At 50.1% G+C, this 25,122-nt stretch carries 24 protein-coding genes and 1 other annotated feature; of the genes, 11 read left to right on the forward strand and 13 right to left on the reverse strand.

Features of this window, described 5'->3' with window-relative positions:
* Positions 1–446: 446 nt before the first annotated feature.
* The gene (gene clpB / locus ACSF8W_RS14740) at positions 447–3,020 is read right to left on the reverse strand and encodes an ATP-dependent chaperone ClpB (protein ID WP_500848024.1); all 2,574 of its coding nucleotides are present in this window, start codon (positions 3,018–3,020) and stop codon (positions 447–449) included.
* Positions 3,021–3,242: 222 nt separating this feature from the next.
* Between clpB and ACSF8W_RS14745 the strand changes: the two genes are divergently transcribed.
* Positions 3,243–3,611 carry a hypothetical protein gene (locus tag ACSF8W_RS14745; RefSeq protein ID WP_500848025.1) on the forward strand — a complete coding sequence of 123 codons (369 nt, stop codon included), beginning with the start codon at positions 3,243–3,245 and terminating at the stop codon, positions 3,609–3,611.
* A gap of 168 nt (positions 3,612–3,779) precedes the next feature.
* Entirely contained in the window at positions 3,780–4,151 is a 372-nt protein-coding gene (locus tag ACSF8W_RS14750; RefSeq protein WP_500848026.1) for a hypothetical protein, read from the forward strand.
* A 52-nt stretch (positions 4,152–4,203) separates the two neighbouring features.
* Here the strand turns inward: ACSF8W_RS14750 and pgeF are convergent, their stop codons facing one another.
* Together pgeF and rluD are read right to left on the reverse strand one after the other, a co-directional pair.
* Complete coding sequence (gene pgeF / locus ACSF8W_RS14755; RefSeq protein ID WP_500848027.1) at positions 4,204–4,971, reverse strand: peptidoglycan editing factor PgeF; 768 nt, start codon at positions 4,969–4,971, stop codon at positions 4,204–4,206.
* On the reverse strand, positions 4,961–5,935 hold the full coding sequence (rluD, locus tag ACSF8W_RS14760) for a 23S rRNA pseudouridine(1911/1915/1917) synthase RluD (protein WP_500848028.1): 975 nt from the start codon (positions 5,933–5,935) through the stop codon (positions 4,961–4,963). The genes pgeF and rluD overlap by 11 nt, the downstream gene beginning before the upstream one ends.
* 139 nt (positions 5,936–6,074) lie before the next feature.
* On the opposite strand from rluD, the gene bamD reads away from it, so the two are divergent.
* Complete coding sequence (bamD, locus tag ACSF8W_RS14765; RefSeq protein ID WP_500848029.1) at positions 6,075–6,800, forward strand: outer membrane protein assembly factor BamD; 726 nt, start codon at positions 6,075–6,077, stop codon at positions 6,798–6,800.
* Between the two features lie 128 nt (positions 6,801–6,928).
* On the opposite strand, the gene ACSF8W_RS14770 is transcribed toward bamD, so the two are convergent.
* On the reverse strand, positions 6,929–7,129 hold the full coding sequence (locus tag ACSF8W_RS14770) for a hypothetical protein (protein ID WP_500848030.1): 201 nt from the start codon (positions 7,127–7,129) through the stop codon (positions 6,929–6,931).
* Positions 7,130–7,198: 69 nt separating this feature from the next.
* Between ACSF8W_RS14770 and hpf the strand changes: the two genes are divergently transcribed.
* From hpf to ACSF8W_RS14785, 3 genes are all read left to right on the forward strand, one after another.
* On the forward strand, positions 7,199–7,558 hold the full coding sequence (gene hpf, locus ACSF8W_RS14775; protein WP_500848031.1) for a ribosome hibernation-promoting factor, HPF/YfiA family: 360 nt from the start codon (positions 7,199–7,201) through the stop codon (positions 7,556–7,558).
* A 144-nt stretch (positions 7,559–7,702) separates the two neighbouring features.
* Positions 7,703–7,825 (forward strand) — a sequence feature (Phe leader region).
* Between the two features lie 32 nt (positions 7,826–7,857).
* Positions 7,858–9,027: a prephenate dehydratase gene (gene pheA, locus ACSF8W_RS14780; RefSeq protein ID WP_500848032.1), complete on the forward strand. Its 1,170-nt coding sequence runs from the start codon at positions 7,858–7,860 to the stop codon at positions 9,025–9,027.
* A 145-nt stretch (positions 9,028–9,172) separates the two neighbouring features.
* Entirely contained in the window at positions 9,173–10,429 is a 1,257-nt protein-coding gene (locus ACSF8W_RS14785) for a glycosyltransferase family 4 protein (RefSeq protein WP_500848033.1), read from the forward strand.
* A 48-nt stretch (positions 10,430–10,477) separates the two neighbouring features.
* Here ACSF8W_RS14785 and tyrA read toward each other — a convergent pair whose 3' ends face one another.
* Both tyrA and ACSF8W_RS14795 read right to left on the reverse strand, forming a co-directional pair.
* Positions 10,478–11,605: a bifunctional chorismate mutase/prephenate dehydrogenase gene (tyrA, locus tag ACSF8W_RS14790; protein WP_500848034.1), complete on the reverse strand. Its 1,128-nt coding sequence runs from the start codon at positions 11,603–11,605 to the stop codon at positions 10,478–10,480.
* Positions 11,606–11,639: 34 nt separating this feature from the next.
* Positions 11,640–12,710, reverse strand: coding sequence for a 3-deoxy-7-phosphoheptulonate synthase (locus tag ACSF8W_RS14795; protein ID WP_500848035.1), 1,071 nt, complete (start codon positions 12,708–12,710; stop codon positions 11,640–11,642).
* A 216-nt stretch (positions 12,711–12,926) separates the two neighbouring features.
* Here ACSF8W_RS14795 and ACSF8W_RS14800 point away from each other — a divergent pair, with 216 nt between their 5' ends.
* The 3 genes from ACSF8W_RS14800 to ACSF8W_RS14810 all read left to right on the forward strand — a co-directional run bounded on the left by ACSF8W_RS14800 (position 12,927) and on the right by ACSF8W_RS14810 (position 17,152).
* The gene (locus ACSF8W_RS14800; RefSeq protein WP_500848036.1) at positions 12,927–14,663 is read left to right on the forward strand and encodes a LytS/YhcK type 5TM receptor domain-containing protein; all 1,737 of its coding nucleotides are present in this window, start codon (positions 12,927–12,929) and stop codon (positions 14,661–14,663) included.
* On the forward strand, positions 14,656–15,369 hold the full coding sequence (gene btsR, locus ACSF8W_RS14805) for a two-component system response regulator BtsR (RefSeq protein ID WP_500848037.1): 714 nt from the start codon (positions 14,656–14,658) through the stop codon (positions 15,367–15,369). The genes ACSF8W_RS14800 and btsR overlap by 8 nt, the downstream gene beginning before the upstream one ends.
* A gap of 301 nt (positions 15,370–15,670) precedes the next feature.
* A complete protein-coding gene (locus ACSF8W_RS14810; RefSeq protein ID WP_500848038.1) occupies positions 15,671–17,152 on the forward strand; it encodes a carbon starvation CstA family protein in 1,482 nt (493 codons plus the stop codon).
* Between the two features lie 669 nt (positions 17,153–17,821).
* Here ACSF8W_RS14810 and ACSF8W_RS14815 read toward each other — a convergent pair.
* The 7 genes from ACSF8W_RS14815 to ffh form a co-directional block, all read right to left on the reverse strand.
* On the reverse strand, positions 17,822–18,106 hold the full coding sequence (locus tag ACSF8W_RS14815; RefSeq protein ID WP_500848039.1) for a transposase: 285 nt from the start codon (positions 18,104–18,106) through the stop codon (positions 17,822–17,824).
* A 212-nt stretch (positions 18,107–18,318) separates the two neighbouring features.
* Positions 18,319–18,594, reverse strand: a complete 276-nt coding sequence (locus ACSF8W_RS14820; protein WP_500848040.1) for a hypothetical protein — start codon at positions 18,592–18,594, stop codon at positions 18,319–18,321.
* Between the two features lie 564 nt (positions 18,595–19,158).
* Positions 19,159–19,512, reverse strand: a complete 354-nt coding sequence (gene rplS / locus ACSF8W_RS14825; protein ID WP_428479376.1) for a 50S ribosomal protein L19 — start codon at positions 19,510–19,512, stop codon at positions 19,159–19,161.
* Between the two features lie 36 nt (positions 19,513–19,548).
* A complete protein-coding gene (gene trmD, locus ACSF8W_RS14830; RefSeq protein WP_428479377.1) occupies positions 19,549–20,295 on the reverse strand; it encodes a tRNA (guanosine(37)-N1)-methyltransferase TrmD in 747 nt (248 codons plus the stop codon).
* A 19-nt stretch (positions 20,296–20,314) separates the two neighbouring features.
* Positions 20,315–20,842 (reverse strand): ribosome maturation factor RimM, encoded by a 528-nt coding sequence (gene rimM / locus ACSF8W_RS14835; RefSeq protein ID WP_500848041.1) that lies wholly within the window; start codon positions 20,840–20,842, stop codon positions 20,315–20,317.
* A gap of 26 nt (positions 20,843–20,868) precedes the next feature.
* Entirely contained in the window at positions 20,869–21,117 is a 249-nt protein-coding gene (rpsP, locus tag ACSF8W_RS14840) for a 30S ribosomal protein S16 (protein WP_047879367.1), read from the reverse strand.
* 182 nt (positions 21,118–21,299) lie between these two features.
* Positions 21,300–22,664 (reverse strand): signal recognition particle protein, encoded by a 1,365-nt coding sequence (ffh, locus tag ACSF8W_RS14845; RefSeq protein ID WP_500848042.1) that lies wholly within the window; start codon positions 22,662–22,664, stop codon positions 21,300–21,302.
* Between the two features lie 212 nt (positions 22,665–22,876).
* Here ffh and ACSF8W_RS14850 point away from each other — a divergent pair, with 212 nt between their 5' ends.
* Positions 22,877–23,674, forward strand: a complete 798-nt coding sequence (locus tag ACSF8W_RS14850) for a cytochrome C assembly family protein (RefSeq protein WP_500848043.1) — start codon at positions 22,877–22,879, stop codon at positions 23,672–23,674.
* A 109-nt stretch (positions 23,675–23,783) separates the two neighbouring features.
* Positions 23,784–25,061: an HlyC/CorC family transporter gene (locus ACSF8W_RS14855; protein ID WP_500848044.1), complete on the forward strand. Its 1,278-nt coding sequence runs from the start codon at positions 23,784–23,786 to the stop codon at positions 25,059–25,061.
* Positions 25,062–25,122 lie beyond the last annotated feature (61 nt).

The following is a 25,122-nucleotide window of genomic DNA, read 5'->3' on the forward strand; positions in this document are numbered from 1 at the left end:
TCTCCTCATATTCAGCTCAAGGCTGCGTCCGATTCGATTTGGTCACTCAGTTTCATTGATAATTCTTTTGTTGACTATCATTTCACGAGTGCCCACACAGATTGCATGGTCAAATTGTTAAAGAACAATACTGACGGGTTAGCGACTTAAGTTGCCGTTCTCCGTGTCAGTGAGGCGGCATTATAAGGAGATTCATCAACGACGCAACCCCTTAAAATAAAAAAAACAACAAAAACAAACCAACCGAACAAAAAACAAACAAAACCACCATCATTAGGCCGCCACGCAACCAATAACACTTCCCTTGAGGGCGCGACTATCGATGAACATTACAGAAACGTCAGCTGTCAGTTCTATCCTCAGTCAAGATCTCGCCTGTCATTCTCATCTTCAAATAGCAACACACCGCCCAAGGGCGGTGTGTGAATGTGCGAAGGCGACATCAATTACTGACGCGCAACAATCTGCCCGTCTTCTGCCACAACAGTGATGGGTTTACCCGTGGTGATTTTGCCGGACAAGATATCTTGCGCCAGCGGGTTTTCAATGTATTGCTGAATGGCACGTTTTAATGGGCGCGCACCGTAGACCGGGTCAAAGCCCGCTTCAGCAATCAAATCCAACGCGCTTTCATCTAATGACAAGATATAGTCACGCTCACTGAGGCGTTTCACTAAGCGTGCGATCTGAATAGACGCAATATTTTTGATATTTTCCGCCCCTAATGGATGGAAGACAACGGTCTCATCCACACGGTTAATGAACTCTGGACGGAAGTGTTGTCCGACCGCTTCCATCACCATCTGTTTGATGCCGGCATAATCCAATGCACCGAAGTGTTCTTGAATTTTGTCTGAGCCTAAGTTCGAGGTCATGATCACCACGCTGTTGCGGAAATCAACCGTGCGACCTTGACCATCAGTAAGGCGCCCATCGTCCAAAACCTGTAGCAGAATATTGAACACATCCGGGTGCGCCTTCTCGACTTCATCCAACAAAATCACAGAATACGGACGACGACGTACGGCTTCCGTTAAGTAGCCCCCTTCTTCATAGCCGACATAGCCCGGAGGCGCCCCAACTAAACGGGCAACCGAGTGTTTCTCCATGAACTCGGACATATCAATCCGCACCATGGCATCATCACTGTCGAACATAAAGTTGGCCAGCGCTTTACACAATTCGGTTTTCCCGACACCGGTTGGGCCTAAGAAGAGGAAAGAGCCAATCGGGCGATTAGGATCCGCCAACCCTGCACGGCTACGTCGAATGGCATTGGCCACGGCTTCCACCGCTTCATTTTGACCAATCACACGCTGATGCAGGCCTGCTTCCATTTGCAGTAACTTATCACGCTCCCCTTCCAGCATCTTCGCAACCGGAATCCCAGTTTGGCGCGACAAGACTTCGGCGATTTCTGCATCCGTGACCTTGTTTTTCAACAAGCTCATTTCTTGCATCTCTGCTTGCGCGGCCAGATCCAATTGCTTTTCTAGCTCAGGAATACGGCCATACTGCAATTCAGACATACGGTTCAAATCCCCTGCACGGCGGGCGATTTCCATGTCTGTACGCGCTTGTTCAAGTTCAGTTTTGATATGCTGCGTTCCCGACAGGGCCGCTTTTTCTGCATTCCACACTTCTTCCAGCTCAGCGTACTCACGCTCTTTGGCATCCAAATCCACGCGCAGATCGGCCAAACGTTTCTGGCTGGCCTCATCGCTTTCTTTGACCAACGCTTGTTGCTCAATTTTCAGCTGAATGATACGACGCTCAAGACGGTCCAAGGACTCTGGCTTAGAGTCAATTTGCATGCGAATGCTCGACGCCGCTTCATCGATCAAATCAATGGCTTTATCAGGCAGTTGACGATCTGAGATATAACGGTGTGACAAACTGGCCGCAGCCACAATTGCCGGATCAGTAATTTCCACATGGTGGTGCAGCTCGTAGCGCTCTTTCAGGCCACGTAAAATCGCCACGGTGTCTTCAACGGTTGGCTCATCCACCAGCACTTTCTGGAAACGACGTTCAAGTGCTGCATCTTTTTCAATGTATTGGCGGTACTCATCTAACGTCGTTGCGCCGACACAGTGTAGTTCACCACGGGCAAGAGCCGGTTTGAGCATGTTACCGGCATCCATTGCACCTTCACCTTTACCGGCGCCCACCATGGTATGAAGTTCATCAATAAAGAGGATCACACTGCCCTCTTCTTGTGACAGCTCGTTCAAAACGGATTTCAAACGCTCTTCAAATTCACCTCGGTACTTTGCCCCGGCAATCAATGACCCCATGTCCAGTGACAGCACACGCTTATGGCGAAGGCCTTCCGGCACTTCCCCGTTGACGATACGCTGCGCCAACCCTTCAACAATTGCGGTTTTCCCCACGCCCGGTTCACCAATGATCACTGGGTTATTTTTGGTACGGCGTTGTAATACCTGAATCGTGCGACGAATTTCATCATCTCGCCCGATCACCGGATCCAATTTGCCCTGCTCGGCACGCTCGGTGAGATCGATGGTGAATTTTTCCAATGCCTGACGGTTTTGCTCGGCATTCGGATCATTCACATTCTGACCACCACGGACTTTTTCAATCGCTTTTTCGATTTTATCCGCCGTCATCCCTTTGGCTTTCAACAGTTGACCCAGCGGGCCTTTGTCATCGACGGCGGCAAGAATAAATAGCTCAGAGGAGATGAACTTATCGTTGCGTTTCTGTGCCAGCTTATCGCACATGTTCAGTAACATGCCCATGCCATGAGACAGTTGTACATCACCGCCAATCCCGCTCACCTTAGGCAAACGATCCAGCAATTCAGCGAGTCCCGATCGCAGCGATGCCATGTCAACATCCAACAAGGTCAGTAACGGTCGAATCGTACTGCCATCTTGGTTCAACAAGGCCACCATCAGGTGAGCCGGTTCGATATACTGATGATCACGCCCTAATGCTAGCGATTGCGCATCAGAGATCGCCATTTGAAATTTGCTCGTAAAACGGTCAAGACGCATACGTCCTCCTCTCTATTCTATCGATAGATATGGTGATCACCTTCTCGCTTTTCAATGCTCTGCCACTACAGATTATTCCTTTATATGCTTTTTCCCGATATTTAACCGCGTAAAACACGCGTTGAGAAGTCAAACGATTTGATTATAGAACGTGCATTGACAGGCATAATCCGCATGGCGTACTATTTAACCGTACGCCATTCTTTAACAAGGATCACCATCATGACAAAGCAACGCCAGATCACCCGAATCATGACTCTTGCCCTACTCATCATGCCCGCTACCGCTTTGGCGCAGCGCGATATCCAAGAACGACGTCAGGAAGCCCGCCAAGAAGCACGTATCGAACACCGCACGGAAGCGCGCATTGATGATCGCCACAATCACACCAGCCCAAACAATGTCATCGTGATTCAACAAGCGATGCTACGCACCGTGAGCTACAACGGGATCGTCTTGCTGCAAGATTCCGCGAACCAACGCTTCTACCGCGCAGACGGTAATGGCTACCGCCTGTATAACGTGCCCTATGGCGCATACGTTGTTGAACTGTCGCCCGCTAACCCGATTAATATCACCGTACTCAATTAAGTCCGCGATACTCGACGCGATCATTGTGTCTGACGTACGTATTCAGTCGAGAGAAGACAGACAGTGATACCGATCGCATCACACAAGCATGGATGACACATGGGCATAGACAGGATCCCTTGACGACGGAAGATAACCACCATCACCATACGGAAAGGGAAACACACCATGAAAGGAATGAATGGTTTACGGGCAATCGTCTTGGTCGGTTGTGGGCTAGTGTCACTTAACAGCTGGGCTGCTTGTAATGATGATGCGAATGCACAAGTGCATTTGGTGTATATCGAAGCGTTTGCGGAAGGAGCCAGTGCAGGCCAAATCGTGAAGCAGAAGGTGGATTACTTACGCAGTGTCATGTCGAACTCTGCGTTTGAATCGATTTCATCGATCCAATCTAATGTCTCGATGTATAAAGAATCAGAGGAAAGTAACAAGCTGATGATCACACTCAGTAGCCAATATAAAGGCGGCTTTGAGGCAATGACCCAGCTTGTTAATAGTAAGCATCATATCTCAATCGATATTAGCCAGTGCGACTAACGTATCTCAGCCATACCACGTAAGAAGATAAAAACGTAAAAAGGCAGAGGCGTTAACCGTGCGCTGCCGGCGCGTCAATCCAAATTAAACTGGCTTGACGCCCCGTCACACCGTCGCGGCGATAGGAATAAAACTGTGCGGGCGAGTGGTACGTGCAGTACTCTCCGCCATACACAGCAGACACACCGACCGATTGCAAACGCTGCGTGGCCAGCTGATACAAATCCGCTAGCCATTTATCTTCCGCCCCGTCCCCCGACACCACAAACGCCTGTGCTGCTTGGGGATCTTGCGTGATAAATTGCGCGCGTACTTCACCACCGACTTCAAACGCCGTCGGGCCAATGGCCGGCCCCAACCACGCCATGATTTCATCAGGCGCCGCGGAAAAGGCCGCGACTGCCGTTTCAATGATCCCATCGGCCAAACCACGCCAGCCCGCATGTACCGCAGCCACTTCCGTGCCCGCTTTATTACATAACAACACCGGCAAACAATCCGCCGTCATGATGGTACAGGCCATGCCCGGCACCTGCGTATAACTGCCATCCGCATCGGGCACACCCCCAAGGGTGTGCGGAAAGGTCAGCACCGTGGTGCCATGGATTTGGTTCAGCCACACCGGTGGTGTGGTAAGGGATAATACTTGCTGCAACGTGGCCCGGTTATCCGTGACCGCATTGATGTCGTCCCCAACGTGCATGCCCAGGTTAAACCCCTGATAAGGCGCGACACTGCAGCCACCCTCACGCGTGGTTGTTACGGCTTTCACCGAGGCCGGCGCAGGCCAGTTGGGAACAAGCAGCATATTAGTATTCATCCTCGCTATGCGCTTCTTTGTCATCACGCAGGATGTTCATCATTACCACCATGTCGACAGGTAACGCCGCGCGCCATTCCATCAACTCACCGGTGATTGGGTGCGAAAGACGCAACATGCGTGCGTGCAGGGCTTGACGATCAAACGCACGTAGCGCGTGGATCAACTCATCAGCGGCATCACGTGGCGGACGAGGACGGCCACCGTACGTTGCATCACCCAATAGCGGGTGGTTCAAGTACGCCATGTGCACACGGATCTGGTGGGTACGGCCTGTTTCAAGGCGTAGCACGATACGCGTATGCTCACGGAAATGCTCAGACACACGGTAGTGCGTGATCGCATCTTTACCCATTTCATTCACAGCCATGCAAGTACGCTTGGTCGAGTGACGGCCAATCGGCTTTTCTACCGTACCGCCACCGGTCATCTTACCGATCGCAATGGCTTCGTATTCACGGGTGATCTTACGTTTTTGCAATGCACGCACCAGACGCGTTTGCGCTTGGATTGTCTTCGCCACCACCATCAAACCGGTGGTGTCTTTATCAAGACGGTGCACAATACCCGCACGCGGCACTTCCGCCAGCTCAGGGCAATGGAACAACAGGGCATTTAGCACCGTACCGTCGGGTGTACCGGCACCTGGGTGGACAACAAAATCACGCGGTTTGTTGATCACCAAAATGTGCTCATCTTCGTAGACGATATCCAATGGGATGTCTTGCGCTTCCCAACGTTCTTCGTCTTCAATTTCAGCATTGATCAGTAGCTCTTCGCCACCCATCATTTTGATTCGGGGTTTGGTTATCACGTTTCCGTCTACTGCAACCATACCGTTAAGGATCCACTCTTTAATCCGAGAGCGAGAGTAATCTGGGAATAATTCAGCGACAACCTGATCAAGGCGCAAGCCTAACTGGCTATCTTTTACTGTATTTGTTAACTCTATCTGCTGTGCCATACCGAACTTTTTTAAAAAGCGTGGGACTAAACGTCAAACGCTGCGTAAAATAACCTAATAGTGTCATTGTATCTGTTAACGGGGCTAACCGTAATGGATCCACAGAAATAAAATTTTTATCAAGGAAGCAGACGCCACAATGAAACGCCTGACCCTCACAGCTCTTCTTGCCGTAACTCTCCTTTCAGGTTGTTCAACCACGGAAGAAGTGGTGCCGGATGTGCCACCTTCAGAACTTTACGCGACCGCCCAACAAGCGTTGCAAAACGGCAGCTGGACGACCGCCATCGAACGTCTTGAAACGCTCGATTCTCGTTATCCGTTCGGTGCTTACTCTGAACAAGTACAGCTTGATCTCATTTATGCCTATTACAAAAATGATGATCTGGCGCTGGGCGAAGCGACCATTGATCGCTTTAACCGTTTAAATCCGGCCCATGAAAAAGCAGATTGGGTGCTGTATATGCGTGGCCTGACCCGCATGGCACAAGATCGCAGCTTTATGCATGACTTGTTCAACATTGATCGCCACGATCGCGATCCTGAACCGGCGCGAAAAGCCTTTCATGACTTTAAACGCCTGCTAGAGCGTTACCCTAACAGTCGCTACACCGCCGATGCGCAAGCCCGTATGGTTTCTTTGAAAAACCGTCTGGCCGATTATGAACTCGCCACCACGGATTTCTATATCCGCCGGGGTGCCTGGGTTGCCGCGATCAACCGTGCACAGCTGATCCAAAATGAATTCGCTGACACACAAGCGGCACGCGAGTCTCTGGCAATGATGGCTATCGCCTATGAAAAACTGGGGCTGGAAACACCGCTTGAAAACACCCGTAAGCTGATGGCGTTGAATCCACAGTAAACGCCGCGGTGACAGAAACAAAAACAGCAGCCCTTGGGCTGCTGTTTTTTTATGTTCTTTTTCAAATCGGGCTAATGGTGTTCAATCGCGCGGTCGTATCATGGCGTTTTAACGCTTAACTCAAGTGGTCAAAAATAACTCAACCCCTTGTTATAAATCGAATAAAGCCCCTGAATAGCACCAGCCACCAGCGTTTGATATACCTCCATACTGCCCCAATTCATTCCACCTCGACAAGTACTTTCGTCAAACTTTTTTGCAACAAACAAATCACGATCACAGATTTTTTTGTGCTGATAACTTAAAAGCCCAAGCGTGACTTGGATCACATTATTGTTCGCTGATTTTAGTAATCTGAAGTTAACCCAACAAGGGGTAGCAAAAGAGGAAAGATAATTATGACATTAAACATCACTGGTAAGAATCTAGATATCACCCCTGCTATCCGTGAGCGTATTGAATTTAAATTCAAGAAGTTGGAGAAGTTTCAAGTACCCTTTATCAGCAAGCATGCCGTCATCAGCACTGAGCCAAACCGCCAATTCAAAGTAGAAATTTCTGCTGCTATTCCAGGAGGTCAGCTTGTCGCCTCAGCAGAACATGATGATATGTACGGCGCCATTACTGAAGTGTACCAAAAACTGGAACGTCAACTTAACAAACAAGCTCACAAACCGACAGCGCGTCGCGCCAGTCACAGTGATAAGCCAGACGTCGAAGAAGAAGCGATCGACGCAGCGGAAGAAGCCGAAGCATAATCACGACAAGAGGATTCCTCGGGGAGTGACCCACTCCCCTAACAGCCCCGCACTGCGGGGCTGTTTAGTTTCAGCTTGACAACATTCCATCAGCTGCATAATGTTGAGCCATATCTCACACAAAATAGACAATTTCATCAACATGTATCCACATCCCCTGTTTTTCTTTCACTTCTTTTTTATGTCACCGTAATGGGGGCTCATCGTTACGTCAGAATGAAGCGAAAGACGAACAGAGAGCCTCCCCAACACGGAGGCTTTTTTTGTGGGTAGCACACAGAGACAGACAGGGAGCAACAATGACAACACCGCACTATTCGCTGGATGAGATTCGGGAAAATGTGACTCGCATTGATAATGAGATTCTCAAACTGCTCGCCGAACGCCGCCAACTGAGCTTGGCCGTGGCCAAAAGCAAAATTCAAACCGCGAAACCGGTGCGAGATCAAGAACGCGAACACGCTTTGTTATTGCGTTTGATTGAGCGGGGCAAAACCGAGCAGCTCGATGCGCAGTATGTGACCCAGATCTTCCATACCATCATTGAAGATTCGGTCTTATACCAACAAGCGTACCTGCAAAAGCTCACCAACCCTGACAGCCTGCAACCCACCGCGCGCGTTTCCTTCCTCGGTGCCAAAGGGTCTTACTCCCATCTGGCCAGTCGCCATTATTTCAGTAAAAAACAAACCACCTTGGTTGAGCTCAGTTGCTCGACGTTCCGTGAAGTGCTGCATGTGGTTGAAAACGGCCATGCCGATTACGGGGTACTGCCGATTGAAAACACCAGTTCAGGCTCAATCAATGAAGTGTATGACTTATTGCAGCACACCAGCCTGTCGATTGTCGGGGAAATCACCCAGCCCATTGAACACTGCCTGCTGACCGCCGTCGATACCCAACTCACCGATATCGACACCTTGTATTCCCACCCGCAGCCACACCAACAATGCAGTGAGTTCTTGCATGCAATGGGGAACATTAAGCAGGAATACTGTTCGAGCACCGCAGAAGCGATGCAAACCGTGGCTGATCTACAACAGCCCAACGTAGCAGCCATCGGTAATGCCTCCAGCGGGGAGCTGTATGGTCTGACCGCCCTGAAAGGGAACATTGCCAACCAACAAGAAAACCATACCCGCTTTATTGTGGTGGCCCGTAAGCCCGTCAATGTGACCTCATTGATCCCGGCCAAAACGACCCTGATCATGTCCACCGCTCAAAAAGCGGGCTCCTTGGTCGAATGTCTGCTGGTCTTGCGTAACCTCGGCATCAATATGACCAAGCTGGAGTCCCGCCCTGTGATCGGCAACCCGTGGGAAGAAATGTTTTATGTCGACGTGGAAGAAAATCTGAAATCCAACGTGATGGAAGTGGCATTGGAAGAGCTGACCCAACTGACGCGCTTTATCAAAGTGCTGGGGTGCTACCCGAGCGAGAACGTCAAACCGACCGACGTTGAGATCTAATCCGCCGCTCTTTTTATCCCCTTTTTTTCGCCCCCCTTCCCCCGTCAAGCAACAGGCTTGGCGGGGTGTCGCGAACCGCTGAGCCATTGTATTTCAACGCATATCTACTACCCTAAGATCACAAAGTGACGAAGGAGGGTAAGGTATGAGTCAGGGAAACATCATCGGCATACTCACAGGTGGACTCATGGGATCCGATCCCTATCACCCTTCATCCTGGTCTGGCAGCTCCGCCTCCTTTTTCAATGAACTGCAGCGACAACAACGCCTAGCCTATGCGTTTGGGCCTGAACTGAGTCGTTGGTATTACTATCGCCGCTTTGCCGGTTGTATGCATTACAACAAAGAAGTGTGGAAACGTAAGCTCTACATGCGTAAAGCCTACCGCGATGATCTGACGGACAAAGCCCGCCAACTGGCGCACTTACACCAAATACAGCACGCCCAATCCGCCGCTCCCCTAGGCCATGCTGTCGTGCAACTCGGCGCCTACATGAATGCGCGTGAAATCTACGGCAACAAGATGCCGATTTTCAGCTACCAAGATGGCAATATTGCCGAGCGGCAGACCTCCAGCTTTACGCCAAAAGCCTTGCGTTCACAGAAAAAACTCTTTGCGGAAGCCATCGCGTATGAAAAGAAAGTCGCCCACGACATGGATTTGATTTTCACCACCAGCGAATACCTGCGCCAGTCCTTCATTGACCATTATGCGTTACCGCCTGAGCGGGTCGTTAATATCGATATGGGCACCAATATCGCTCCGTTTGACCACATCACCAGTCAAGGAAAAGACTACACCCGTAAAGAGATCCTCTTTATCGGTAAAAGCGACTTTTTGCGCAAAGGCACCGATATTGCCATTCATGCATTTGAACGCGTCCAGCAACAGTATCCCGACGCAATCCTGCATCTTGTTGGCCCAGATGTGAAACACCAACAGCGCTACCCCAACCCGAATATCCGCTTTCACGGTTTACTGTCAAAAGAGAACCCGCAACACCTGAAAACACTGGAGGCGCTCTTCCAGCAATGCTCCGTGTATATTCAGCCATCCCGCTATGAGCCATTTGGGATCGCTCCCATAGAAGCCATGATGCACGGCATTCCTGCGGTCGTCACCGGTGAATGGGCGTTGAAAGAAAGTGTGATTGATGGCGTGACCGGTCGGCATGCCAAGTTGGAGGATCATCATGATCTGGCGGATAAAATGATGCAGTTACTGCAAGACCCCACACTGCCGCAAATGGGCGCACAAGCCCAACAGTGGGCAAAAGGCAATTTTACCTGGGAAAAAACCGTGTCGACCCTGCTGCAGCATATTGATCAAACCGCTGGTAACGTCGATGAGCGTGAGGATGAGATGAAACAAGAAAAGGAGAAAGAAGGTGTGTCTCAATGAAAAGCCACTGGGGTGTCCGCACCCCAGTGAGCGTTGCATGCATCAACGTCATGCGCGGTGAGTAGAATCGTTCGCCTGTCTAAGCAATCCCTGGCTCTCGATTAAAAAATGCTGGGCATAATCCCCAAACCAATTTTCGACCCGACCAAACGCCTGTTTGAAGGTCTCTTTGTCTTGGTTATCCAGCATCTCAATCGCGTCACCAAAGCGCTGATGGAAACGTTTGATCATGTCAATGTTCTGCGGCGAAGACATGATAATGTCGGCATATAGCTGGGCATCCTGCGCAAACAAGCGCCCCACCATGGCCAGCTCCAATCGGTAGATCGGCGAGCTCAAAGACATCAACTGCTCAAGCTTGGGATCTTCTTCCGCCAAGTGCACCCCATAAGCAAACGAGGTGAAGTGACGCAGTGCCTGGATCAAGGTCATGCCTTGGTCATGTTCAATGGCACTGATCCGATTCAATGACGCGCCCCAAATCTGGAACTGCTCCAATAGCCATTGGTAGCTTTCTGGGTTGCGGCCATCACAGTAGGCCACCACCTGCTTGGCGAGGCTAGCAATGTCCGGCCCAAACATTGGGTGTAACCCGACAACCGGCCCGTTATGCACTTCCAACATGGCTTGTAACGGGCCGCTCTTCACAGAGGTCAAATCAGCCAGAATACAATCGTCCGGCAAGTTGCTCAGGCGACCGATGATCGCTTCGGTCTGGTTGATCGGCACTGACACCACCACCATTCCGGCATCCGCCAATATTTCATCCGCGTTATCCCAGTCTTGGCTGCCCAGCTTACGCACTTCATAGCCCGATAAACTAAACAGACGGCAGAACAGGCTGCCCAACTGGCCATAACCGCCCACGACCACAATCGGACGCAGTGTCGGATTCAGGCATTTAAAGCCGGAGTCATTTTCACTGGCGTACGACTCACGCATCGTACGGCGCAAAATATCTTCAATCAGATCCGGCGGCACGCCTTGCTGCTCGGCTTCCTGACGGCGTGAGGCCAGCATGGCAGCCTCACGATCCGGGGCATAAATCGGTAGGCCATGCTGACTTTTCACATGACCCACCTCTTCCACTAACGCCAAACGGCGCGCTAGCAGTGCCACCATTTGTTTATCGACATCATCAATCTGATCTCGCAATGTACTCAGTTCGGCAACCATTGATGGGCTCTCTGTCATCTATTTGCTGTAACGATTAATCCATTCGCTGCTGAAGGAAAGGACGCAGTTCCTGATAAGCATGGGCGAGGAGCGCTTGGGTGTTTTCCCAGCTAATGCACGCATCCGTGATGGATACCCCGTAATCCATCTCGGAGAACGGTAAATCTGCGCTTTGACTTCCTTCGTGAATATGGCTTTCCAGCATCAAGCCAATGATTGACTTGTTTCCCTCTCTGATTTGATGAAACACATCTTCCGCCACCAGCGGTTGGCGACGATAATCTTTGCGGGAATTTGCATGGCTACAGTCTACCATCAGCGATGGTGAAAGACCTGCTGCTTTCATCTCGTTCTCACATTCCGCGACCGATACCGAATCGTAATTGGTTTGTTTCCCGCCACGTAAAATCACATGGCCGTCAGGGTTGCCTTCGGTATTAAGCAACGCCACCTGCCCATCGCGGTTAATCCCCATGAAACGGTGGCCAGAAGCCGCCGCTTGCATAGCATTGATCGCGGTGCCTAAGCTGCCATCAGTACCATTTTTAAACCCCACCGGCATCGACAAGCCACTGGCCATTTCACGGTGCGTCTGGGATTCTGTGGTACGGGCACCAATCGCCGCCCAGCTAAACAAATCGCCCAAGTACTGCGGGCTGATCGGATCCAAGGCTTCTGTCGCCAGCGGGATCCCCATTTCGACCAAATCAATCAAGAGTTGGCGAGCAATGTGCAGGCCTTCTTCCACTTCAAATGAGCCATCCAGATGCGGATCATTGATCAGCCCTTTCCAGCCCACTGTCGTACGCGGCTTCTCAAAGTACACCCGCATCACAATGTATAACTGATCACCCAGTTCTTCAGACAAGGCTTTTAATTTCACGGCATAGTCCTTTGCCGCTTCAATATCATGAATAGAGCACGGCCCACACACCACCAATAAGCGGTGATCGCGCTTATGGATAATGTCTGCAATGGTTTGACGAGACTGATGGACAAACTGCAAGCCCGCATCGCTAACAGGGAGCTTGTCACGCAACTGCTGCGGGGTGATTAATACCGATTCATTTTCGATATGGACATTATTGAGCTGGTCTTTTTGCATATGGGCTTCCCTGTAAATCAATAAATACAAAACCGTGAACGAAGAACAGGATCTCCCTGTTGAGGGTAAAACCATAACAAGGATGTCACGTTCATTGCAAGGCAGTGTAAACAAAAAACACCAATCGTAAACCAAGGTTTACATCAAATGTGTTTTGGCGATAATTGAGAAAGCCAGTTACCATAGTGCGATTCCCTCTAAGCCGAAATCACGTCAATGGAACTGATCTTTTCGTTACTGCAACAACTGAGTGTCTACTTAGTACTGGCCTATCTGCTGAGTAAAACCCCTTTATTCATGCCGCTCACCTCGGTGTCGGGGCGCCTTTCTCAGCGTTTTGCCTGCTACATTTTGTTTTCTCTCTTTTGTATTTTAGGCACGTATTTCGGACTTAACATTGAAGATGCCATCGCAAACACCCGTGCCATTGGCGCCGTGATGGGCGGTTTGCTCGGTGGACCGGTAGTCGGTTTTGCCGTGGGCCTGACCGGCGGTCTGCACCGCTACAGCCTCGGCGGCTTTACCGATGTGGCTTGTGCGATATCGACCACCGCCGAAGGATTGATTGGCGGCCTGATGCACAGCTATTACCTGCGCCGTGGCCAAGTGGATCAAATTTTCAAACCCTCTGTCGTGCTGGGTATTACCTTGGTCGCTGAAATTGTTCAGATGGGGATCATTTTGCTGGTCGCCGATCCGTTCAGTCAGGCGCTGCAACTGGTCAGCGCGATTGCCCTGCCGATGGTGATTGCCAATTCCATTGGTGCCGCGCTGTTCATGAGCATCATTCAAGACCGAAAGACCATCTATGAAAAATACTCAGCCGCCTTCTCCAGCCGTGCCCTGAAAATCGCCCAGCGCTCCGTGGGGATCCTCAGCCAAGGCTTTGATGAGGTGACCACCAAGAAAATCGCCCAGATTGTCTACGAGGAAACAGGCGTTGGTGCCGTTGCCATTACCGATCGGGAAAAAATTCTGGCCTTCATTGGGATTGGCGATGATCACCACCTACCCGGAACCCCCATTTCGTCCACTTGTACCCATCGCGCCATTGACGGTTGTGAATTGATCTACGCCGACGGTTACGAGATGCCTTATCAGTGCTCACTGCATGATAAATGCAAACTGGGCTCGGCCTTGGTGATCCCGTTAGTGGGCGGTAACAACGAGGTGCTGGGCACCATCAAACTGTATGAACCCAAACGCAAATTGTTTTCAACCGTTAACCTCACACTGGGAGAAGGGATCGCCAAACTGCTGTCGAACCAGATCCTAACGGGCCGTTATATTCAACAGCAAAACCTGCTGACGCAGGCCGAACTCCGCCTGTTGCAAGCGCAAGTGAACCCGCATTTTTTGTTCAATGCCCTCAACACCATTAATGCGGTGATCCGCCGTGATCCGGATAAAGCCCGTCAGCTTATCCAGCACTTATCGCAGTTTTTCCGCCGTAACCTCAAGCAAAACATTGAGACGGTCACCCTGCAAGAAGAGCTGCAACATGTGAATGCGTATTTAGAGATCGAGCTGGCGCGCTTCTCTGATCGGCTCAGTGTTGTGATGAATGTCAGCCCTGAGCTGCTCAATCACCCTTTGCCGACATTTACCTTACAGCCCTTGGTAGAAAATGCGATTAAACACGGTACTTCCACCCTGCTGGAAGAGGGTAAAATCACCATCAATGGCTATATCCGTCACCACGACATGATCCTCGAAGTAGAGGATAATGCCGGCAATTACAGTGACGATAACGCCGATGCTGGTCTTCCTCTCAAGCAGGAAAAAGGCCTTGGCATGATGATTGTTGATAAGCGCCTCAAAAACCGGTTTGGTAAACACTACGGCCTAACCATGAGTGCGCAATCTCAGGTCTGGACACGCGCGACGATTTGCATGCCGCTTGCGCATCCATCCTATTCCCCCCCACACAAGGAGAACACGCTGCATGATTAACGCCCTCGTCATTGATGATGAACGATACGCCCGTGAAGAGTTAATGGATCTGCTGCAAGAAAGCGGGAAAGTGAACGTGATCGGCGCGTGCAGCAATGCCATTGAGGCACTGAAAAAAATCAACACACTCAAGCCTGATGCCATTTTTCTCGATATCCAGATGCCACAAATCACCGGTATTGAGCTACTGAGTATGCTCGACCCTGACACCATGCCCAAAGTGGTATTTGTCACCGCGTATGATGATTACGCGCTACAGGCGTTTGAAGACAATGCGTTTGACTACTTGCTCAAACCGGTTGAGCCGATGCGGTTAGAAAAAACCCTGAAACGGTTGGATCGTGAATGCCAACCGGTCGACTATGCGCCGCTGGTCAGAGATATGCTGGAGCTGATCCCGTGCAGTGGCCATAACCGGATCATCTTGTTGAGCCCGGCAGAAATAGAAACCGCCTATTCGGATCTCTCTGGGGTGCATGTGGTCAGCAAAACCAGCAAAGCCACGACCCAGTTAACCCTGAAAACGCTGGAAGAGAAAACCCCGCTCATTCGTTGTCATCGGCAATATTTGATCCACCCTCACGCCATACGCGAGATCAAACTACTGGAAAACGGCTTGGCCGAAATCACCACTCTACATCATCATCAGGTGCCCGTGAGCCGCCGTTACCTCAAAGAATTAAAAGACCGCTTTGGCCTGAACTAAAGCGCGCATATCACTGCCCTCGTGCTTGATGCGAGGGCAATATATACCTAGATCACAATTCTCGATAAATCTTCGCAAACGATACCGCACGGAAAAAGCAGAGCCATTGTTCGGAAAAACCATTCAATAGGTATATCGACCACTCGCATCGCTATATAACCGCTCACCCCCTTAGCGGATGAATAATGCTCTTAAATCATTAAGATGGTAGTTATCAAAAGAAGCATTGCGCAGGTTGCCAAGGTGTCTGGCAAGGAACGCAAATTCAACCCACTCCAAAGGAAAGAAGAGAGATAAGCATATGGCTTGGTTTCTAATGTGTGTCGCCGCACTGGTTGGCGGATACTTCATCTACGGTGCCTTCGTCGAGAAAGTCTTCGGGATCAATGAGAATCGTAAAACCCCTGCCTACACCAAACAAGATGGCGTCGACTATGTGCCGATGTCGAACAAGAAAGTGTACCTGGTTCAGCTACTGAATATTGCCGGCGTAGGTCCTATCTTCGGCCCTATCATGGGTGCGCTATACGGCCCTGCGGCCATGCTGTGGATTGTACTGGGCTGTGTGTTTGCCGGCGCGGTACACGACTATTTCTCAGGCATGCTGTCTATCCGCAACGGCGGGGCGTCAGTACCTACTATTACCGGTCGCTACTTGGGCAACGGTGCAAAACATTTTATGAATATTTTTGCTATCGTACTGTTGCTGCTTGTGGGCGTGGTATTTGTTTCTGCCCCTGCTGGCATGATCACCAACCTCGTTAACGAGCAAACTGACATTGGCTTGTCGATGACCACCATGGTTGTGATCATTTTTGCTTACTACATTCTGGCGACCATTGTACCTGTCGATAAAATTATCGGCCGCTTCTACCCGTTCTTTGGTGCCCTGCTTATCTTCATGTCGGTTGGCCTGATCACCGCAATGGCGTTCTCTAGCGAGCATTCGCTGCTAGCGGGCTACGAAATGAGCCAGATGTTCACCAACATGAACCCGAACGACCTGCCACTATGGCCAGCGCTGTTCATTACCATTGCTTGTGGTGCGATTTCAGGCTTCCACGCGACCCAGTCTCCATTGATGGCACGTTGTATGGAAAATGAAAAGAACGGCCGCTTCGTGTTTTACGGCGCGATGATCGGTGAAGGTGTGATTGCCCTAATTTGGTGTGCGGTTGCCCTGTCTTTCTTCGGCTCGGTTGAAGGTCTGAATGAAGCCGTCGCTAACGGCGGTCCAGGCAACGTGGTATACACCGCCTCTATGGGTCTACTGGGTGTATTCGGCGGTATCATTGCCTTCTTGGGTGTGGTTATCCTGCCTATCACCTCAGGTGACACGGCATTCCGTTCAAGCCGTCTGATCTTGGCTGAATACTTCAACATGGAGCAGAAAACCCTACGTAACCGTCTGCTAATGGCTGTACCGCTATTCGTTGTCGGTGGCATCCTGACTCAGGTGGACTTCGCGATTATCTGGCGTTACTTCGGCTTTGCGAACCAGGCGACTGCGGTAATGATGCTGTGGACCGCATCAGCTTACCTGCTGCGTCACAACAAGCTACACTGGATCACCACTGTGCCGGCTATCTTCATGACCACGGTATGTATTACCTTCATTCTGAACAACAGCCAGCTAGGCTTCGGTCTGCCAATGACGCTTTCAACAATTGTAGGTCTTGTCAGCGCCTTCGCAGTTACCGGTCTTGTTATCAAGCGCTCTAAGGGCAAAGGTGAAACAGACCTAGCTGATGAAGAAAGCGGCGAGCTAGATACGGCGAAGTAATCAGCATCGTGATACGCGAGACGCATTAAACAAAAACCAGCCTGCGGGCTGGTTTTTTGTTTCTTGGGGAAAGCAGGGGCGAGTAAAAGCGGGACGAGGAACGAGTAGAAGCGGGAAAAGCGGAGCGAGTCGCAAGATAACAGCCCAACGTAATCCTGTGGTCCTGTGGTCCTGTGGTCCTGTGGTCCTGTGGTCGCCTTATATGGACTCCTAGAGAAAATCAACAAACAGCATGAAAGCAGGAATTGATACGCGCTTATATACGGGCTACTTTGAGGAGCGACCTCGCCCTACTATGTATTAGCACCAACAAGCTTATTCTGGGGCGGTATAACTTACCATGAACCACAACGAGCTTTTGTTGGTCGGTCTGACCTGTTTCATCGTAATTTGTTGATTACTCATATTCATAAAGCCAAACAAACAGGCTTATATTCTGAGTCATGTTTTAGTAGTGCGTACGCGGTACGCACTGTTTTTGACTAACGCTATAGCTGCAATTTTCTTACCTCGACGCTCGATTAAGGATTTCAGCCAAGCTTCTTTTTGAGTTCGTGGTTGGATATGAACCACCTTACACATACGGCAAGCGCACCTTGAAAAAGGATACTGGAGTCGCTTGTCTGCATTACGTTTAGAGATCCGCCTAAGCGCTCTTTCTCACCCGAACTATACTGCTTGGGGGGTTAAACCGATACTGGCTGCTGCATCTTTGCCATTAACAAAATTTTCGCCTTTACCCAAGCGGATAGCTAATCCAAGCGCCCCAATTGGGCCGACGCCCTCTAACGCCATCAACTTTTTGACAAGGAGCATGAAAGCTGCTACCAAAGCTTCCAATTGCACATTTAAACTATCTACATACTCAAGCTGCACTAATAATCTTTGCCAGGCCTGAAATAATGTCTCTCTGAAACTATGAGGTAAGCCGTTCTCGGCATCTTCTAAAATCAAAGGTAGGCTACGTTTTTAACGCTGATAGACCTTGAGGAAAAATGATACCGAACTCACTGAGTAACCCCTTAGTTGGTTACTTAATTCAACTTGTTGAGCAATCGCTAACTCACCGCACTCGAGATATAGATTGTAGGCCTTGCTCCTCTTCAGATAACACCCTCACACTATGAATGTGTAATTGCGTAGCCGCTACGGCTATTGCAAGCGCATCATTTCGATCTTTTTCTGCTTATGTTGGAATGGCTTAACAGCCCTGCACTCATCATCTTTACTGAATGCCCGGCCGACTTTGCAAGTCTTGACCAATAATGCGCGCTGGCGCACGCTTCCATTGCGACCAGCGAAGGCTTTTCTTTCCATATCAATTCAATGAGCTTTTGTCTGGACAACTTTCGGTTGTATAGCACGTTGCCTAACGGGCCAACTTTGCAAACTTGAAAAACATTTTTTGCCAAATCGATGGCAAGCACATTATGGTTACTCATGTATGGGCTCCTCTTTGGCTAATTCTTGCTTGAATTAATACCGTACTCCCCTTGGTGGGAAGGAGTCCATACATCTGTGGTCCTGTGGTCCTTGGTCTGTGCCTGTCCTGGGTCCTGTGGTCCTGTGGTCCTGTGGTCCTGTGGTCCTGTGGTCCTGTGGTCCTGTGGTCCTGTGGTCCTGTGGTCCTGTGGTCCTGTGGTCCTGTGGTCCTGTGGTCTGTGGTCCTGTGGTCCTGTGGTCCTGTGGTCCTGTGGTCCTGGTCCTGTGGTCCTGTGGTCCTGTGGTCCTGTGGTCCTGTGGTCCTGTGGTCCTGTGGTCCTGTGGTCCTGTGGTCCTGTGGTCCTGTGTGGTCCTGCAAGCAGGATTTCAGATCCCTTTATGAATGCAAGCACTTCCGCTCCTGCTTTTTCCATAGGGCCTTAGGGCCATAGGTCCGCTTTTGTTCTTCCGCTTTGACTCGTTCCTCGTCCCGCTTTTACTCGCCCCTGCTCTTCCCAAATTCCACACAAAAAAAAGCCCACCTTACGGTGGGCTTTTTTATTAAACGTCTTACGCGAAGTAAATTACTTCTTAGTAAGCTTCTCTTTGATTCGAGCTGCTTTACCAGAACGATCACGTAGGTAGTACAACTTGGCACGACGTACTGCACCACGACGTTTAACAGTAATGCTGTCAACTACTGGAGAGTGAGTTTGGAACGCACGCTCAACGCCTTCACCGTTAGAGATCTTACGAACAGTGAATGCAGAATGTAGACCACGGTTACGCTTAGCGATAACTACGCCTTCAAAAGCCTGAAGACGTGAACGATCACCTTCTTTAACTTTAACCTGAACGACAACAGTGTCACCTGGTGCGAAAGTAGGTAGGTCTTGTTTTAGTTGCTCGTCTTCGAGCTGCTTAATGATGTTACTCATTGGTATATACCCTAGAATAAACTGATACTAAATTAATTAATTGCTTGCTTTATATTCACGGATAAATTCCGTGAGCAAGAATTCCTGATCGTCAGTCAGAGCTAGGTTTTCCAGGAGCTCTGGTCTTCTCAGCCAGGTACGGCCCAACGATTGTTTCAATCGCCAGCGGCTTATGTCCTTGTGATTTCCCGACAACAAGACCTTAGGCACTTCTTGTCCGTCCAACACTTCAGGACGTGTGTAATGAGGGCAATCTAACCAACCATTTGCAAAAGAATCTTCTTCTGCTGACGCAAAGTCTCCCAGTACACCCGGTACAAACCGGACGACTGCATCCACTAGCGTCATGGCAGGCAGTTCACCACCCGTCAGCACAAAATCTCCGATAGACCATTCTTCGTCTACCTCTTGTTGGATAATGCGCTCATCTACCCCTTCGTAGCGGCCACAGATGAGGATCAGATTCTCATTCTGCGCAAGCTCCTCAACACCCGCTTGATCAAGCTTACGGCCCTGAGGTGAAAGATAAATGACTTTAGCCTGACCTTCTACAGACTGTTTGGCAGCATGAATAGCGTCGCGCAAAGGCTGCACCATCATTAGCATGCCAGGTCCGCCACCATAAGGTCGATCATCAACCGTACGGTGTTTGTCGTGGGTAAAATCACGAGGATTCCACGTTTCCACAGACAAAAGGCCTTTTTTTACCGCCTGGCCTGTCACCCCAAAATTGGTAATGGCGTTAAACATGTCAGGAAACAGGCTAATTATGCCTACCTTCATTTTTTCACCTTACCGGGGATTAAAATCCAGGATCCCAGTCAACTTCGATCCGCTGAGCAGTGCGATCAATCGACTTGATGACCTGCTCATCGAGGAACGGGATTAGACGTTCCTTCTGGCCAAAAGCATCTTTCAGATTGGCTTTTACTACCAACACATCGTTTGACCCTGTTTCCAGGATGTCAGTAACTTTACCGAGGTCGTAACCTTCAGTTGTCACTACTGTCATGCCAAACAACTCACGCCAGTAGAATTCATCTTCTGACAATGATGGCAGTTGGTTAGCCAATACAGAGACTTCTGCGTTAGTTAAGACTTGAACATCCTCGCGGACGTCAAAACCCTCAATCTTCGCAACTAATCCCTGACCATGGCGTTTCCACGACTCAACCTTAAGCTCTCTCCACTCACCCTTAACTTTTACAAACCAAGGATGGTAAGAGAAAATGCTTTCAGCCTCTTCGGTGTAAGAAAAAACTTTGAGCCAGCCCTTGATACCATAAGTGGCACCCAGTTTCCCGACAACAATGCGGTCTTGTGTACTCATTGCTTCTCTGCTACCTGTCATGCCAATTAAGCCGCTTTAGCAGCGTCTTTGATTAGCTTAGCTGCGCGGTCAGACACAGTTGCGCCTTGACCTACCCAGTGGTTTACACGGTCTAGGTCTAGACGTAGACGCTCTTCCTGACCCTTAGCTAGCGGGTTGAAGAAGCCAATTTTTTCGATGTTACGACCGTCGCGAGCTGCGCGAGAGTCAGCAACAACGATTTGATAAAATGGACGCTTTTTAGCGCCGTGACGTGCCAAACGAATGGTTACCATATCGTCCTCTTTGCATTACTGTAAATAAAATTGACCCCGCCATGAATCATAACGGGGTCCGTGCCAAATTAAGCTCGGGAATTTTACTCTTAAAACTGACGAATGCAACCGCTTTAGCTATTTTTTCACCAGTAAAAAACATTCCTGTCCCCAAACCCAATAGATTCAAGGGTTCATGCCGCTTAGCGACCGAACATACCGCCGCCCGGCATCATGCCTTTCATGTTGCGCATCATGTTTTTCATGCCGCCCTTCTGCATTTTCTTCATCATTTTCTGCATCTGGGTGAACTGCTTCAACAGGCGGTTAACGTCTTGCACCTGGGTACCTGAACCCATGGCAATACGCTTTTTACGTGACCCTTTAATGATCTCAGGACGCTCACGCTCTCCTGGGGTCATTGAGTTAATGATCGCTTCCATCTGCATAAACATTTTGTCGTCGACTTTATCTTTTACATCGTCCGGCAATTGCGACATGCCTGGCAGCTTATCCAGCATACCCATCATGCCGCCCATGCTTTTCATTTGCTGCAGCTGGCCGCGGAAGTCTTCAAGATCAAAGCCTTTCTTCTCTTTGAATTTCTTCGCGAGTTGTTCTGCTTTCTCTTTATCAACGTTACGCTCAAGATCTTCGATCAGGGACAGTACGTCACCCATACCCAGAATACGTGAGGCAACACGATCAGGGTGGAACGGTTCCAGTGCGTCGGTTTTCTCACCCACACCCAAGAACTTGATTGGCTTGCCGGTAATGTGACGCACAGACAGCGCCGCACCACCACGGGCATCACCATCCACCTTGGTTAGGATCACACCGGTCAACGGCAGCGCATCCCCAAAGGCTTTCGCGGTATTCGCCGCATCCTGACCCGTCATGGCATCAACCACGAACAGGGTTTCAACTGGGTTCAATACCTGATGGACGTCTTTGATCTCGTCCATCATCTCGCCGTCGACATGCAAGCGACCGGCGGTATCGACAATCAGGACATCATAAAACTTCAGCTTCGCTTCAGCGTGTGCAGCTGTCACGATGTCGACCGGCTTTTGATCGGCCGATGATGGGAAGAAATCAATGCCAATGTCGCCAGCAAGGGTCTCTAGCTGTTTGATCGCCGCCGGGCGATAAACGTCCGCCGACACCACCATGACTTTCTTCTTCTGGCGCTCTTTCAGCAATTTACCCAGTTTACCGACACTGGTGGTTTTACCCGCACCTTGCAGACCCGCCATCAGGATCACCGCCGGTGGCTGGCTCGCCAGATTCAAATCTTCGTTCGAGTCACCCATGACCGCTTCAAGCTCTGCTTGAACAATCTTGATAAACTCCTGACCCGGTGTCAGGCTTTTAGAAACTTCGGTCCCTACTGCGCGCTCTTTTACGCGCTTGACGAAATCACGAACAACTGGAAGCGCAACATCAGCTTCAAGTAACGCCATGCGAACTTCACGCAGCGTATCTTTGATGTTGTCGTCGGTCAGTCGGCCACGGCCACTGACATTCTTAAGCGTTCGCGATAAACGCTCCGTTAAATTTTCGAACATGTGCTACTCGCTCGTTACGCATCTAAAATCGGTAAGATCTGGCTAGTATAACGCAATCTTCCCTTCGCTTTCATGCCTTCACAGCCACTTTCGCTGTGATATCGCCTTATAAAACGGCCTTCGTATCACGGTGAAACGGCTTTGCCGTGGCAGCCGGACGGCTGGCAAGGTATACTTGCGAACTCTTACCATCTTAAATAGTTAAGTTTACTATGGATATGTTGATAGCCTTACTGGCTACGTGCCTTTACGTTTCTGCCCTCGGGCTTGTGGTGCCGGGTTTAACCAATAGCAATGGAATCAAAACGCGGCCGGTCTTTTTGTGTGCCTTGGCGGCCATCGCCTTACATATCCTACTGCTCAAAAATCTGATCTTAGGGGGCATCGGCCAAAACCTCAGCATGCTGAATGTCGCGTCCCTGATCAGTGTCTTGATTGCGATCATCACCACCGGCGCCATGCTCAAAATGCGGGTCTGGTTTTTATTGCCCGTGGTGTACAGCTTTGCCGCGATCAACCTGCTCGCCGCCACCTTCTTGCCGGGTGCCTTCATTACCCATTTAGAAACCCACCCTGCGGTGTTGCTGCACATTTCACTGGCGCTGTTTTCCTATTCCACCTTAATGGTCGCCACCTTATATGCCATTCAACTGGCATGGCTCGATCACAAGCTAAAGAATAAAAAGCGTTTGGCAATAAACCCGAACATCCCTCCTTTAATGATGGTGGAACGTCAGCTTTTCAAGATCATCTTAGTCGGAAACAGCTTACTCACGGTCACGTTGATCTCTGGCTATGTTTTTATTGAAGACTGGCTCATCCAAGGAAAAACCCATAAAGCCGTGCTGTCGTTGATGGCCTGGGCGGTTTATAGCGTGTTGCTGTGGGGACACTATCAAAAAGGCTGGCGCGGTCGCCGCGTGGTCTGGTTCAGCTTGGTGGGGGCCTTTTTATTGACCCTCGCTTACTTTGGCAGCCGATTTGTTAAGGAAATCATTATCGGTGCTTAAGCCTAAGGCGAAAACATTTGCATCAGCGGGGAAATTACCCGCCATGCATTGACACCCAGAGTATCTGGGTACACAGTACATGTAACAGAAACGTTAAGGATAGAGTTTTTTGGACGATATATCCACGGGAGCCTTATTCTCCCTTCTGGTATTACTTCTCGTCATTTCCGGATACTTCTCCGGTTCTGAAACGGGCATGATGGCCCTCAACCGCTATAAATTGCGGCACCTTGCTAACCAAGGACACCGGGGCGCGAAACGGGTGGAAAAACTCCTCTCTCGGCCTGACCGCTTGATCGGTCTGATCCTCATCGGTAACAACCTTGTCAATATTCTCGCCTCTGCCATCGCCACCATCCTCGGCATGCGCCTGTACGGTGACATGGGGGTCGCTATTGCCACCGGTGCCCTCACCTTAGTGGTACTGGTGTTTGCCGAAGTCACCCCAAAAACATTAGCGGCGCTGTACCCAGAACGGGTGTCTTATACCAGCAGCGTAGTGCTGCAAATTCTCATGAAACTGCTCTATCCCCTCGTGGTCTTTGTGAACGCCATCACCAACGGTTTTCTGCGGTTGGTTGGGTTGCGCGTCAATCATCACGGGGATGCCGATCTCAGCTCTGACGAACTGCGTACCGTGGTTAATGAAGCCGGTGGATTGATCCCACGCCGTCACCAAGACATGTTGCTGTCGATTTTGGATTTGGAAAATGTCACGGTGGAAGATTTGATGGTGCCGCGCAACGAAATCGCCGCCATCAACGTAAATGACGACTGGAAGTCCATTGTCCGTCAGCTCAGCCATTCTGCCCATGGGCGGATTGTGTTGTATCGTGACAGCATTGATGAAGTAGTCGGCATGCTGCGGGTACGTGAAGCCTACCGCATGATGATGGACAAGAATGATTTCAGTAAAGAGAACCTGCTGCGCGCGGCCGATAAAGTCTACTTTATTCCAGAAAGTACCCCACTCAATATCCAGCTACTGAAATTTCAGCGTAACAAGCAGCGTATCGGTTTGATTGTGGATGAATACGGCGACATTCAAGGATTGATCACGTTAGAAGATATTCTGGAAGAAATCGTGGGAGAGTTTACCACCTCCATCAGCCCGACCTTGGCTGAAGAGATCTCGCCACAAGCCGATGGCAGCCTGATCATCGAAGGAAGCGCCAATATCCGGGACTTGAACAAGAGCCTGAACTGGGCACTGCCGACCGATGGGCCTCGCACCCTGAATGGCCTGATCTTGGAACACCTTGAAGATATCCCTGATAGCTTGCTGAGCATTGAAGTGGCGGGCCACCAGATGGAAATTATCGAGGTGGCCGATAACATGATCAAATCCGTGCGTATTTTGCCAAACCAACTAAAGAAAACCGGTTAACGGCGTCTTCAATAGCGCGCCCCAATTCGCCTTGGGCACCCGCACCCTGCGTTTATACAAA

The organism is Photobacterium sp. 270122K, assembly GCF_059941365.1.